This window comes from Winogradskyella sp., assembly GCF_013042245.1.
Taxonomy (GTDB): domain Bacteria; phylum Bacteroidota; class Bacteroidia; order Flavobacteriales; family Flavobacteriaceae; genus Winogradskyella.
This window is the reverse complement of record NZ_JABDQL010000128.1, coordinates 1-14,610: the sequence shown is the minus strand read 5'-3', so window position 1 is coordinate 14,610 and position 14,610 is coordinate 1. Positions and strand designations below refer to the sequence as shown.

The 14,610-nt window shown below is 33.8% G+C and carries 10 protein-coding genes; 4 read left to right on the top strand and 6 right to left on the bottom strand.

All coding sequences use genetic code 11. From position 1 onward, the window contains the following. Positions 1-250: 250 nt before the first annotated feature. Positions 251-1,312, top strand: a complete 1,062-nt coding sequence (locus tag HKP48_RS10015) for an endonuclease/exonuclease/phosphatase family protein (RefSeq protein ID WP_296345419.1) — start codon at positions 251-253, stop codon at positions 1,310-1,312. A 64-nt stretch (positions 1,313-1,376) separates the two neighbouring features. Here the strand turns inward: HKP48_RS10015 and HKP48_RS10010 are convergent, their stop codons facing one another. Genes HKP48_RS10010 through HKP48_RS09985 form a run of 6 tightly spaced genes read right to left on the bottom strand, consistent with a single transcriptional unit; the run spans position 1,377 to position 11,451 of the window. Then, positions 1,377-1,838, bottom strand: a complete 462-nt coding sequence (locus tag HKP48_RS10010) for a hypothetical protein (protein ID WP_296345416.1) — start codon at positions 1,836-1,838, stop codon at positions 1,377-1,379. A 25-nt stretch (positions 1,839-1,863) separates the two neighbouring features. Beyond that, the gene (locus HKP48_RS10005; RefSeq protein ID WP_296345414.1) at positions 1,864-2,289 is read right to left on the bottom strand and encodes a hypothetical protein; all 426 of its coding nucleotides are present in this window, start codon (positions 2,287-2,289) and stop codon (positions 1,864-1,866) included. Positions 2,290-2,333: 44 nt separating this feature from the next. Further along, on the bottom strand, positions 2,334-4,682 hold the full coding sequence (gene pbpC, locus HKP48_RS10000; RefSeq protein WP_296345421.1) for a penicillin-binding protein 1C: 2,349 nt from the start codon (positions 4,680-4,682) through the stop codon (positions 2,334-2,336). Between the two features lie 8 nt (positions 4,683-4,690). Then, a complete protein-coding gene (locus HKP48_RS09995; protein WP_296345412.1) occupies positions 4,691-4,999 on the bottom strand; it encodes an antibiotic biosynthesis monooxygenase in 309 nt (102 codons plus the stop codon). 6 nt (positions 5,000-5,005) lie between these two features. Next, the gene (locus HKP48_RS09990; RefSeq protein ID WP_296345410.1) at positions 5,006-10,567 is read right to left on the bottom strand and encodes an MG2 domain-containing protein; all 5,562 of its coding nucleotides are present in this window, start codon (positions 10,565-10,567) and stop codon (positions 5,006-5,008) included. Between the two features lie 41 nt (positions 10,568-10,608). After that, positions 10,609-11,451 carry an SH3 domain-containing protein gene (locus HKP48_RS09985; RefSeq protein ID WP_296345407.1) on the bottom strand — a complete coding sequence of 281 codons (843 nt, stop codon included), beginning with the start codon at positions 11,449-11,451 and terminating at the stop codon, positions 10,609-10,611. Between the two features lie 235 nt (positions 11,452-11,686). Between HKP48_RS09985 and HKP48_RS09980 the strand changes: the two genes are divergently transcribed. The 3 genes from HKP48_RS09980 (at position 11,687) to HKP48_RS09970 (ending at position 14,508) form a co-directional block, all read left to right on the top strand. Continuing rightward, positions 11,687-13,240, top strand: a complete 1,554-nt coding sequence (locus HKP48_RS09980; RefSeq protein ID WP_296345405.1) for an aldehyde dehydrogenase family protein — start codon at positions 11,687-11,689, stop codon at positions 13,238-13,240. Between the two features lie 52 nt (positions 13,241-13,292). Further along, positions 13,293-13,784: a hypothetical protein gene (locus tag HKP48_RS09975; protein ID WP_296345403.1), complete on the top strand. Its 492-nt coding sequence runs from the start codon at positions 13,293-13,295 to the stop codon at positions 13,782-13,784. A 94-nt stretch (positions 13,785-13,878) separates the two neighbouring features. After that, on the top strand, positions 13,879-14,508 hold the full coding sequence (locus HKP48_RS09970) for a DUF1800 family protein (RefSeq protein ID WP_296345401.1): 630 nt from the start codon (positions 13,879-13,881) through the stop codon (positions 14,506-14,508). The last annotated feature ends 102 nt before the right edge of the window (positions 14,509-14,610 follow it).

Below are 14,610 nucleotides of genomic sequence, written 5' to 3'. Positions count from 1 at the left end.
ATAGACTTTGCAAGCCTCATCATTTGGAAATTCTTTTATAAAGTTTAGTATATCTTGTCCTTCAAATTGTTCCATTATCCTAATTTTATTGACTTAAATGTACGGAAATTAAATGACTAACTCAATTGATTTAATTTAAGATTCCTTTAACACAAAAAATTAAAGGCAGACTAAGTTACATTATTTATTAGAAATATATACTTTTGGTATCCAAATTGCTGTAAGCTTTACAGTTAGATAATACAAATAAATGAAATCAATAAAATTACTCTTAGTTTTTCTTACATTTTCTTTCACATTTGTTGCTTCAGCTCAAAAAGCGAAGAAATTTAAAATCCACACGATTGCCTTTTATAATTTAGAAAATCTTTTCGATACAATTAATGACCCAGAAAAATTTGATGAAGCTAGTCCAATGATGGAAATGTCAGCTTCAAATAGACCTGAAGTGTATGAGAAAAAGATTAAAGGAATGGCTCGTGTTATAGCAGATATTGGGCGTAATCAAAGTAAAAATTCTCCAGCAATAATTGGCGTTTGCGAAATTGAAAATCGAAAAGTATTAGAAGATGTTGTAAACAATCCATTTCTCTTAGGCAAGGATTATGGTATTATTCATTTTGAAGGACCAGATGCTCGGAGTATTGATGTGGCTTTATTATACCAGAAGGCATTATTTCAGCCTACAAATTCAAGTTCTCATGAGTTAAAAATTTATGACGATGTAACGAGAAAACGTAAATATACCAGAGATCAGTTATTAGTTAGTGGTAAGTTAGATGGTGATGATATTCATTTAATCGTAAACCACTGGCCATCAAGAAGTGGTGGAGAAGCTAGAAGTAGACCAAAGCGTGTTGCTGCAGCTAAAGTGACCAAACGTTTAGTGGATTCTCTTCAGTCGATTGATCCTTATGCAAAAGTGTTAATTATGGGTGATTTAAATGATGACCCAACAAATGCTAGTGTAAAAGATGTACTTAAAGCACAGGCCAATAAAAAACGTGTGAAGCTTAAAGGTATTTATAATCCTTACGAGAATATGTTTAAAAAGAAAGGCTTAGGAACAACAGCTTACCGTGATGCATGGAGTTTATTTGATCAAATAATGGTTACTGCACCTTTGTTAGAAAAAGACTATTCTTCTTTTAGGTTTTACAAAGCAGGAATTTTTAATAAACAATATTTAACTAATAAGCGCGGAAGATGGAAAGGGTATCCTTTTAGAAGTTTTGCAGATGGTGGTTATACAGGAGGATTTAGTGATCATTTCCCAGTTTATGTTTATGTCATAAAAGAGGTTCAAGAATAAATTTCTTTTCAGAATATATAGAAGGCTTCAAAATTAATTGAAGCCTTTTCTATGTTTTAAGCTTTTATTTATTTAGAAATTTGTCAATCCTCCTTTTATTTTCTTGCTGTAATAAAGAAGGATATAAATTCATTAAAACATTAGGAATCATTATTGAAATTCCAAAAGTAAGACTCACATTAAAGGATTTATAAATGGCAAAAACTGTAACAAAAACGAATCCGATTAAATGACTTATTTCGGAGAGTGTCATTTGATATCGTAGGTCTTTAAAATCTACTTTTTTGTTTTCTATTTTAAGTTTCTGATTGAAAAATTTAAAAAAAGTATTTTTAACAATCCATTTAAAGTATGTGATTCCGATTGCTTTATTCAACCGTTTACTATTAATAAAATTTAGGTTCGATAGTTTTTTATAGTCAGCAGTTTTCACAAGAATACTGTTTATTATCATCCCAACAATCCAAGAAATAAATGACATTGATATTCCAAAGACAAAACCTAATATTAAATGTTTTGTAATCATATCTTAGAGTTACAACTAAGATGTTTTAAAACCACAGATTCCAAGGAATCATATATAGAACCAAGGCTAGAGCTATAGTATAAAAAACAGCAAGCATCTTAAATTTTGGTTTAGAAACTAATTTCTTTTTATGTTTAGAGTAACCAATGGTCACCAAAGCAACCGCAATAAGCATTGTTGTTGGGTGCTCTATAGCTAACTTTCTAACGGCATCGTTTTTCATAACCTCGCCAACACTCATTTCACCAAAATACCCTTTGGTAAACCATAGCACTATACCAATAAGTAACTGTATATGCATAGTAATTAATGCAAAAAGTGAAATTCTAAAATCTTTGGCATCAAATTCTTTGTTTCCAAAAAACTTGATAAGTGCATTGAGTGTCGCCAAAATCAAGACGATTAAAACAACATATGCCCAGCCCGAATGTATAAATTGAAGTGTGTCCATAAAAAATAATTAGTTAGTTCTACAAAAGTACATAATACAACTAATTATTCTGAAATTATTATTTTATGTTTCAACTCATTTCCTAATTCATCGACAACAGTAATAACATGCTCGCCAGGTTTTGGTAAAATAGCCATATCATGAATATCTTTTGTACTACCAACATAGGTTTGGTCAATAGACCAATACAATTCCAATTCTGGTTTAGAGTGTGCGACTTTTAGAATCAATTCATTAGTGTTACTGTCAAAATCTTTAGGTAAAAAAATAGTGCTTTGCTGGCTCGGATAAATAAACGCCATCTTAATGGATGCCGTTTCTGTACAATCACTTCTAAAAGGCGGTAATTCCTTATAAAACGGATTTTTAGATTTGTAATAAAATGCTTGTAAGGGTGGCAACTGAAACCAAGATTTGAGTTTTATATTTGAAATATTATCACAAGATGAATTGACTTGAAATTGCTCCAAATCATCTAAATGAATTAGTTTATGATACGGACAAGGCTGTGTTTTCTGTCCACTAAGTTGAATAAATTGAGTAGAGATATCATCACAAATTGAAGATGCTCTAAAGCCGCTTTTCTTGCAAATATCTACTTTAATCATTTCGTCATAAGGTTTAGCAAACCAAGTGCTTTTTGGTAACAAATCGAAAATATCAAACAGAATTGGTGCAGCAGCTTGTACACCAACCAAACCTGGTCTGCCCTCACCATCAGCGTTGCCAACCCAAACACCAACCACATATTTTTTTGTGGTGCCAATGGCCCAAGCATCTCTAAAACCAAAACTGGTTCCTGTTTTCCAAGCAATCTCTTGTGAAGAATCGTAATATTCCCAACTGTCATCTTCTTCCGGTCGGTTCACTTGTTTCATACTCTCAAAAGTAAGATAGGTTGAAGCGGCATCAAAAACTGTTTTCTCTTGAGATAATTTTCCGAAGTTTATTTTAGAATTTGTAAAGGTTGGTTCACAGAATTCGTTAGAATAATATTGACTAGAATTTTCGTTGAAATGATTTAAGGTGGAAGCCATTGCAGCATAACTTTTACACAAATCCCACAAGTTACTTTCTGCTCCGCCGAGAATCAAGGATAATCCATAATGATTGGCATTAAATTTTACATCCTTTAATTCGAGTTGTTTTAAATATTGATAAAATCTATCCAAGCCAAAATCTTGAAGCATTCGTACAGCAGGTACATTTAAAGAGCGCGATAACGCTAAATCTGCAGGAACAGCACCATCATATTCCTTGTTGAAATTTTCAGGTTGGTAACTTCCAAATTGCGTTGGGATATCAGCGACTAAAGTGTTAGGTAAAATATCGCCAGCATCTAACATTGATGCGTATAAAAAGGGTTTTAATATGCTCCCAGTACTTCTTGGTTTGTCAATGATATCTACATTTTTTTGATGTTCCTTATCGGTAGGTGAGTTGCCTATGTAGGTGAGCACTTTTCGAGATTTTACATCTAAAACTAAAATGGAAATATTATGGATTTCATTTTGCTTTAACTGATTGTAATACTGTTCTACGACAGTATTTGCTTGCCCTTGTAATTTAAAATCAAGTGTTGTAGTAATGCGATTTCCTTTTTCGGTTTTAGCTATTTTCTGAAGTAAATGAGGTGCAATTTGAGGTAAAGGATATGGTTTTTGGGGCAAACCTTCAGCAATAGATAAATTATAAGTGAGCGCATCTATAGTTCCATTATCAAACAATTTTTTTAGTAATCTATTTCGTTTTTTAAATAAACGTTCTTGGTTTTTCCCAGGATAAATCAAACTTGGCGCATTTGGTAACACCGCCAAAGTTGCACTTTCCGCCCAAGACAAATCCGAAGTATTTCTATTAAAATATCGCCATGCTGCCGCGTCAACACCAACGACGTTTCCGCCAAAAGGCGCATGACTTACATATAGATTAAGGATTTCTTCTTTAGACAATCGTAATTCTAATCTGGTTGCTAAAACAAGTTCTTTAAGCTTTTCAGAATAGGTGCGTTTTTGTCCTTTTCGCGAAAGTCGAATCACTTGTTGTGTAATTGTACTTCCACCGCGTTCTACTTCGCCAGAGCTAATGTTCTGTATTAAGGCTTTAAAAATTGAAATAGGATTAAAACCAGGATGCTCATAAAAATAGTCATCTTCAAACTGAAGAATACAAGTTCTAAACTTGATTGGAATGCTATCTGTCTCTGGAAATCTCCATTGACCATCATCTGCAATTAAAGCCCCTAATAATTGATTAGAGTCACTTGTGATTACAGTTGCAGTTGGGTCTTTAAAAAGTTCTTTGGGTAAGCAGAAATAGTAAGCTACGAGTAAAATTAGAGCGATAGTACTCTTGATTTTATTGCGTTTTATGTAGTGTAGAAATTTCAATATTAATTCTTCTATTTCTCAAACTCATATTCACGTTCCACCTTACAAATTCTAACCTTATACCAATTGTACCATTGTTCACGACCTTTATGCTGAGCAAATAAATGTTCAGAGTTGGCTTTCCATTGTTTTATTGCTTCTAAACTTTCCCAATAACTCACGGTAATTCCAACCTCATTTCTTGCACTTTCCATACCTAAATAACCATCTTGTTGTTTAGCTAATGCTTCCATTTGATTTACCATTTTAGAATATCCTTTAATCTTTTCAGTTTGAGTTGAAGTGAAAATTACGGTGTAGTATGGTTTATTGTTTTTCATTTGATATTATTTTTCCACGGTAATCCAACGGCCTTCATTTCTAACAAAATAATCATTATCGTACATGGCTTCAGCTTGTGTGCCAGGTAAATAATAGGTTCCTAAATAAGAGGCATTCAGTAAAACGGTAAATGTTTTAGTTCCATTTTTACCTTTTCTATTCATATCAAAATAGAAATTTACGCGGTCATCTCGGATGTCTGTATATCTAGCTTGACTTACTGTTGTATCTCCAAAATCGGTAAAACGGGTATTGACAATATCCCAACCTGAAGGGAAAATTTGAGTCAACGCTACATCATTTACTTGCTCATTATTCAAATTAGTTATGCTTACGGTTGCTACAAAATCTTGACCTTGCTGTAATTTTGAAATGTTTAATTTATTGCCTTGTAAATCTTTATAGATGGTAGAGATTGAAAAACCTCGTTTCACTGGTAATTCTTCACCAAGCTTTAACTTACCAGAATTTAAAACTCGTACGTAAACTAAGTTATTATCGTTGTTTTCAATACTGATTGTATTCTGTCCATCAACAACTGCAATGTCACGTTGCGCAATACCGTTTTTAGTGAAAATTATTTCTGTTTTTCCATTGACAGAATACTTGAGATTTAATTCTTTTCCTCCATTTTTGGTAATTAATTTTCCAATTGCCAATAAGCTATACGCTGTAGTTTGCGTACTCATCCAATCATCACCAGACAATGCTTTGCTAATAGTTTTAGCTAAATCTGCAGCTTTAGGATTATCTGTTACAAGCATAGTTTCCAGAGCCATAGCACGATTTCTATTTAAAGAACCATAGGTGTAGTAATTACTTTTTGGTGGTTGAAAATTTATATTAGCCGATTTAGTAATCGACTCACTTGCTTCTTTATGTCCTGCTAACGCATAAGCTGCTGCCAATCGCCATTTTGCATCGTTAGAAATTTCAGTAAATTCTCTCAATCGATTCATACGCGCTAAATCTGGACTTCCTGCTAAAGCTAATGTGTACAATCGGTAAGCTTGTGCCAAATCGTTATGATAATATCTGTAACTCGGACGCCAGTTTCTAGCTGCTTGTTTTTGGTAGCGTAGCCAATTATTTTTAAAAGTCAGAGGTAAAACATAACCTTTTTTCTCAGCTTCAATCATAAAATGTCCTGCGTAACTCGTACCCCAATCGTTAGCTGAACTCTCTCCAATCCAATAACTTAATCCACCATCAGGTCTTTGGAAACTTGATAAACGATTAATGCCGCTTTTAATATTATCTTCAATTTCTTTCTTTCGTTTTGATGATAAATCGAAAATATCTGCTAAGAACAATTGTGGAAAAACTCCAGATGTTGTTTGCTCTACACAACCATGCGGATACCGAATTAAATATGCCAAACGTTTATTGAAATCCATTGGAGGTAAGGTTGAAAATTCAACCGAAGCTGAATTTGTTCCCGAAACTCCAAAGGTTGAAAAATACAGGTCTTGTTTTGTATTAGCTTGAAGTTCCTTATCAATGACTTTTGAAGACATTGGATTTGGATTTTCAACATCAATTTCTACTTTGTAGGATGATGTTTCGCCATTTCCTGATGCGATAACTTCAATGGTATTTATGCCTTTTGCTTTGGTGACGTCCAATTCAAAATAGGCCATTTTTTCATCAGGATTTTCAAACTGAAGTGTCTGTGACTTGCTCCCTGTTACGGAAATACCATCACTAAGCTTTAAGTTTAATTTCACGTTTTTTACCTCCTTGTCCATAGCAAAAACAGTAACAGGTAAAGTCACTTTTTCACCAGGGCTTAATTTTCGTGGTAAGGTTGCCAACACCATTAATGGTTGTTTAACTTGCACAGATTTTTCAGCATTTCCATAAGCTTCTTCAGAATTATCTCCTGCAATCACCATTGTTCTAACTGCACCAACGTAGTTTGGCATTTTGAGTTTGTGTGTTTTGGTTTCGTTAGCATTAAGAATAAAAGGTCCTAAATAAGTAACTACAGGTTTAAAACGATTTGCTTTTTTATTTTTCCCTTCAGCCGCTTCGCCATCGCCACCAATAGCAAATACTTGATCTATACTTCCAGAATAGGCGCCAATAACATTATCGAAAATGTCCCAAGTTTTTACACCAAGTGCTTCACGAGCGTAAAAACTATCCCAAACATTAGGGGTTTTAAAACGCGTTAAATCGAGCAAACCTTCTTCTACAACAGCAATGGTGTAGGTCATTGATTTGTTATTTTTTTCAGACACTTTTATTTCGTAAGATTCCTTAGGTCTAATGCTATTTGGCATTGAAATTTCGGGATATAATCGGGTTTCAGGGTTTTCAATCATAATCGGAATAACACCATAAAGACGAATTGGTAAATCGTTAGATGTAACGTCATGTGGTTGCAATAATGAAATATTTACAAATACATTTGGCGCCATGGTTTCCGTGATAGGAATATCTACCGTTGTTTCGCCTTTTGCTGTTTTTACCCATTGGTAATCGATAACTTCTGAGCCATTTTCTATACTAACCAAAGCACGACCTTCGGTTCCAGAAGGAAATGTCAATTTTGCTGTTTCGCCAACATTATAATTGGTTTTATCTGCTGAAAAGACTAATATTTTAGCAGCTTCTTTGTCTGATGAAGGTGAAGATTGCCACCAGTTTTTGTAAAAATAAGCTGTTCGTCCTGTGGCATGTCCGCTTTCTGGGTCAACAATTCTTATTAAAAAACGGCCGCGTTCGTCATCAGGAATATTGAGTTTAAAATTCGCTTTTCCGTTAGCATCTGTATTTATGATATAGTTTTTTATTGGTCTGTGATAGCTACTTGACACGTAACTTGCTAGGTCGTCATACGAGGAATTCCACCACCAACGCCATTCGACTTTGTAGACTTTAACTTCAAGATTTTTTCGTTGTACAGATTTGCCTTCAGCATTAACGGTTACGACATTAAATGTGTGATTTTTATCTGTAAAATAAGAACCGTAGTTATTGCCCTTTGGAGATTTTAAACCTACGAAACTTTCGTAAGGTGCGTAAGGCATTGTAAAGGAATCTAGAGAAAAATCACCACCATTTTCAAAAGCTCTAACTAAGAATTGAGCATTCAACATTCCTGGTGCGTTTTTACCAATATTGAGTTTGCTGTTTACGGTTGCATTTCCTTTGCTATCTATATTTCCATCGTAAACAATGACTTCTTCAGAATTAAAATTTCGGGTTGGGTCATTAAAAGTGTAATTTTTATAGCCTTCAAAACTTGTAGATTTAGAGGTGAATTTCGCTTTTACTTCAGCTTTTATATTTTTTGCTGGCGCACCGTGTAACCAAGTAACATTTAATTCGCCTTTAAGTGCTGTGTTGTTTGTGAGAATTTCATCTTCAAAATCAATTTTAATTTTTAAACGATTCGGTTTTACGGTTTCAATTTTTAAAGTTTTTGTAAACGATGCGCCACCGACAGAAACTTTAGCATAGTAATTTCCTGTTTTGTAATCTGTGGATGTTGGTACCGTAAAATTGTAAAAATGATTGATGTTATTTACTGTAATTTTACGATGTACGAGTTTACCAACGGGATCCGTAATTTCAAGTTTTACAGGATGACGTTGAGGTAATTTATTGGCATTATCATTAAGTACAAAAGTGAGGAACAAACTATCGCCAGGTCGCCAAACACCGCGTTCTGTGTAGATATAGCCTTTAAGACCACGTTGTAGTTTTTTGCCAGAAACATCAAACTTACTCAGCGATAAAGAATTACCATCTAAGAGTTTAACGTAGCTTGTATTTTGTCCTTTGGAAATAGTCGCGAAAGCAGCCCGTTTATCGGTTTCAACTTCTACGATACCATCAACGTTAGTAATACCTTTTGTGATGAGTTGTTGTTGGTAATTATATAGATTTACGGTTACACCATTTTCTGGGTTTGCAGATAAAATATCAGTTATAGCAAATAGATAAGTATTTGAGCTGCCTTTTTTAACAACGACGCCTAAATTTGACGCTATTAAATTTTGTGAAACCGTTCTATCTGGATAATTGAAATACGAATCTGTACACGGATTATCCTTATCGCGCCATCTGTAATTATCGTTTTTGTAGCCGTAAGTCACATTATCCCAATAATCTTCTTCAAGACGGTTTTGTTCTTCTTCCGTAAGGTCTTCGGAAGCATAATAATCGTCATCATAATAATCATATTCGTCGGTGGTTGGGATACTTGCATTTGCATTACAATCGTAAAGCGCATAGTCACGATTAAAACTCAACTCCACACGATAGATAGAACCAACATCTGCTGTAAAATATTTTGAGAGGTCTAGACTGTAAGCTTTCCATTTACCGGTGTTTTGCGTTTCGTTATCTATTAAAGTTATGGTTTGTTTTGCGATGCGACGACCAACATTTCTAATACCATATCTGTTGTTACTATTTAAGTTATTAGACTGTAAAAACTGAAGTATATTATCTTCAAAAATTTTGATAATTCGGACATCGACTTTGCTTAAATTAACCGCTTCAAAATTGAATTTTAATTCTTTTGAATTTGGAAGAATTGTACCGTTGCTAATCAATCTTACTAGAGGTTTCAGAGATTCGAAAGTCAATTTTTCTGAGAAATTAGTTTTCAGTTTATAACCATCGGTATTAATAATTCCAGTAAACACATCAACTTTAATATCGCCCACTAATTTGGCATCAGGATAAACCTTCAAAACATTGCCATCGACCACGTATTTTGGTTTTTTTACATTCTGAATAGTTACTAATCCTGAAAAATTCTGTTGTTTTTTTAAGGGGTCAGAAAAATTGAGTGATAGATATTGTTCTGGAGATTGAAACACTTCAGCTTTAACAATAGAAAAATTGTTTTTTCCTAGAATTATAATTGAATTTTCGCCTTCGTTTTCGGAATCAATAGCATCACCATTCCACTTAACATTGACTTTGCTATCTTCGACATAACGTCGAATACTATCGATTTTAAATTCGAAATATTTTGAATTTTCATTGACTTCATTCCAAACTAAATTCAAGTTTTCATTTTTTTGCGAAGCTCCAACCAGCTGCTTTGCATTGTCTATACTAATAATATCAGCCGAGCGTAAATATGCCGAAACATATTGCCAGTTTTTACTGTACGATTGCAAATTTGACGTTGTGATATTGAATCTAGGTGCAATTGTTTTAAACTGAAATGTGTAGGAATTATATTCTTTAGGAATGTCTTTTAATACATCGCCAATATTAACGGTTACTGTATATTCTGTGTCGGCATCTAAATGTTCGTCAGGTGTAAAAAGAAGTGTAGTTTTATTTAAAACTTGAAGTTTACCTTGAACATGAGGCTTTATTTTTACTAAATCAGTATTTAAATCTTTGCCACTTTCCCAGCTTTCAACTTCATTTGCTAAAGTTATTTTTATTGGTTCAGCAACAGAAACAACTCCAGAAGTTGTATAGCTTATGTAATCTCTAAACTTAAAGATATTGTCCGTTTCTGCTGAATTATCCTTACAAGATAATGCTAAAAATATGAAGAGGATAAGGGCAAAGATTTTGTTGATTTTCATGATTTAGAATATTATTGATCCTAATTATTATAAAGATAGATTTAGTCCTTTAAAGGTAACTCAAAGATTACATTTTTTTCATTCTTGTAACCATCAATGCTTGTCATTACCACTTTGAGTTCAATTTGGCTAGGCACTATTTTGTGGGAAACACCATTTTCAGTTTTTAAATAAGCGTTTAATTTCGCCGTATCTATATCGCCAAAACGTTTGCTATCTTTATCAGAATACGCCATAGTCTTAAAAATATTATCGTTAGCGAATAATAGTTCTAGAGGCTTCCAGCTCGAAGTGTAATCTTGATAATCTGTAAGCTTAGTTTTTCCATCTTTAGTTGTTACAGCGATGTTATTTTTGTAGCGTTGAAAAACTTTTATAGCTCTATATTTTTCATGATGTTTTACTTTGAGATATCTATTTTCTGGAGAATTGTTTGTTTTCACTTTGAAGATAGTCGCTTCGTCATCTTTAGAAATCTGATTTAACCCTTCGACTTCGCTCATGACAGGTTCTACATCGGTATAAAATTTATCAATATATAAAGTAAAAAGATCGAACGGTATTTTGAGCGGACGTTCAATTTTTTCTTCGGTTAAAAAACCGTTGAATACATAGCCATCTTCGAAATATTCGCCTACGGCTGGACCTTTTATTTTTACCCATTTGCCCGAAATTTTTGTGTTGCTATCCTTTACATCTAAAGCTAAATCTGTGTATTCTGTAATCTCTACTGGCGTGCCATAATCTAATATGCCAATTTTTGTAGCACCTTGATTTGGTTGTTCTCTTATTACTAATCCGTTTTCTGCTGAAACGTACTGGATGTCTTGGGCTTGTGCAATGCTAAACGCAAAGCAAACCACTGCTAAAATTCTTAAAAACATAATATTTTGGATTTTAATTAATACTGATTCTCATCGTGTATGAGAATTACTTAAAATCAAGATATAGGCCTATTCTTGTTAAAATAGATACGTTGTTATTTCTAAGGTTAGATTTTAGTATGTTGTTAAACTGTTCTTAAAGTTAATGCAACTTTTGAATACTGAAGCTTTCTTTTAAGCAACAATTTATTCTTATCTTCGTCCGAATTAAAATACACAAAAATCAATACAATATATGGGAACAGTTGCAACTGATTTTGGAATAAAAGAAGCATTAGATAAATTAGGAATAAGGGACATAAATCATGGAACTTCGACAGGTTCTAACAATTTTGGTAGTGGCGACCTTATTGAAAGCTACTCGCCAGTAGATGGGCAATTAATCGCAAAAGTATCTACAACAACTAAAGCAGATTATGATAAAGTTATAAATGCAGCAACATCTGCATTTGCTACATTTAGAGCAATGCCAGCACCACAACGTGGCGAAATTGTACGTCAATTTGGAAATAAATTAAGAGAACTAAAAGAACCACTAGGAAAGCTAGTGTCTTACGAAATGGGCAAATCTTTGCAAGAAGGTTATGGCGAAGTGCAAGAAATGATTGATATCTGTGATTTTGCAGTTGGATTATCTCGTCAGTTAAACGGTCAAGTCATTCCGTCTGAACGTCCAGGTCATGTAATGCGTGAGCAATGGCACTCTTTAGGTGTTGTTGGTATTATTTCGGCATTTAATTTTCCAGTAGCAGTTTGGGCTTGGAATACAGCTCTGGCTTGGGTTTGTGGCGACACTTGTGTTTGGAAAGGTTCTGAAAAAGCACCAGTTTGTGCTGTTGCTTGCCAGAATATTATTGCAGGTGTTTTAAAAGAAAATAATTTACCAGAAGGTATTTCTTGTATCGTTAATGGCGATTATAAAGTAGGAGAATACATGACTACAGATTCTAGAATTCCTTTAATTTCTGCAACAGGTTCTACACGTATGGGACGCATTGTTGGTGCAACAGTTGCAAAGCGTTTTGGGAAATCGTTATTAGAATTAGGCGGCAATAATGCTATAATTATAACACCAACAGCCGATTTAAAAGTGGTTGTTCCTGGTGCTGTGTTTGGTGCGGTTGGTACTTGTGGTCAGCGTTGCACATCTACGCGCCGTTTAATTATTCATGAGAGTGTTTACGATAAAGTGCGTGATGCCATTGTTGGTGCTTATAAACAATTGACGATTGGAAATCCTCTGGATGAAAATAATCATATCGGTCCACTAATCGATAAAGATGCAGTGAACACCTATTTATCTGCCATTGAAAAAGCAAAATCTGAAGGTGGAAACGTTCTAGTTGAAGGTGGTGTTTTAGAAGGAGAAGGTTACGAAAGCGGATGTTACGTAAAGCCAGCAATCATTGAAGCAGAAAATCATTTTGAAATCGTCCAGCATGAAACATTTGCGCCAATTTTGTACCTAATGAAATATTCTGGTGAAGTTGAAAATGCTATCGATATACAAAATGGAGTAGCTCAAGGCTTATCATCAGCTATTATGACAAACGAAATGAAGGAAGCAGAAAAATTCTTATCTTTTGCAGGTAGTGATTGTGGAATTGCTAACGTTAATATTGGAACTTCAGGTGCAGAAATCGGTGGTGCTTTTGGAGGTGAAAAAGAAACAGGCGGTGGACGCGAATCTGGTTCTGACGCTTGGAAAATCTATATGAGAAGACAAACAAACACCATTAACTATTCTGATGAGTTACCATTAGCGCAAGGTATTAAGTTTGATTTGTAATGCTGTTATGCCCTATATTAGACTGAGTTTAATACTGTTTTATTTTTCTTGTTTGTCTTGTGTCTTTTCACAAGTTGCCATTGATTATGCAAAAATTGAGGCTAGAGGTAAATCTTTTACTTCTAGATTAAAGAGTGGTAATATTGCTTTTTTAAAAAATGCAAAACCGCCTGAAGGTACATTTAGATATTCAGATTTAGTTGCTTACAAGAATGATTTAAACAATAATCCTGATTCAATTAGATTTGGTAGTTATATAGAAAAGTCAGAAACAACAGCAGACAGTTATGCATATAATTTATTTGCTTTTAAAATAAAAGAAGACGGAGAAGCAAAATATTATTTCACTGCTATCATAAGCATGGATGTCTCTAGCGAAATATATAAGGTCACTAACCCATATTTATTCACTCAGAAAGAATCACTAAAAAGTTGGTGGGGTCATACATTTGGATTTTATCATGAAAGTAATTCTGAAGCTAGAGAACAAATACCCCAAAAGTATATTTACAAAGTTTGTCCGCCACCACCTTTTAAAGAATAATAAAGTAAAAAACCGTTTCAATTTTGAAGCGGGTTTTTTATGTAATTATATTTCCTAAATTAAACCTTATCAAAAATTTAGGGTCTAAAATGTTATGAAACAAGAACACATCAAACATCTATATTGGCGTGCGGGATTTGGTATACGACCTGAGCAAATAAAGGCTAATTCTAAAAAATCAGTTGATGCTATCGTTAATAAATTGTTTCTAGCTTCAGAAAATACACGAGCTTTAAAAATTGACCTTTCAGAATTTGAAAATCTAGATTTTAAAACATTAAAATCTAACCCAAATAAGTTAAAAGAGTTGGCTGCAAAAAGCAGAAAGCGCATTTTGGATTTAAATAGTGCATGGGTTGATAAAATGGTTGCTTCAAATGATGTTTTACGAGAACGGATGACTTTGTTTTGGGCCAATCATTTTGTGTGCAGAGATAATAATGTGGTGTTTATGCAGCAGTACAATAATACATTGAGAGCACATGCGCTTGGTAACTTTAGAGACTTTGTAAAAGCTATTTCTAGAGAAGCAGCAATGGTAAAATATCTTAATTTAAAACAGAATAGAAAAGCACAACCTAATGAGAATTTTGCGAGAGAATTAATGGAGCTTTTTACCTTGGGAGCAAAGCATTATTCTGAGAAAGATATAAAAGAAAGTGCAAGGGCATTTACAGGATATTCTATGCGATTAGATGGTAATTTTATTCGCTTTCAGGTTTAATACCTCGAGGCTTGCCTCGTTAATTATTACTATTTTGTGACTCGATGTCACAGAATAGTAAATATATCCATAAAAGTCATAATGTTACAGTTTTACTATATC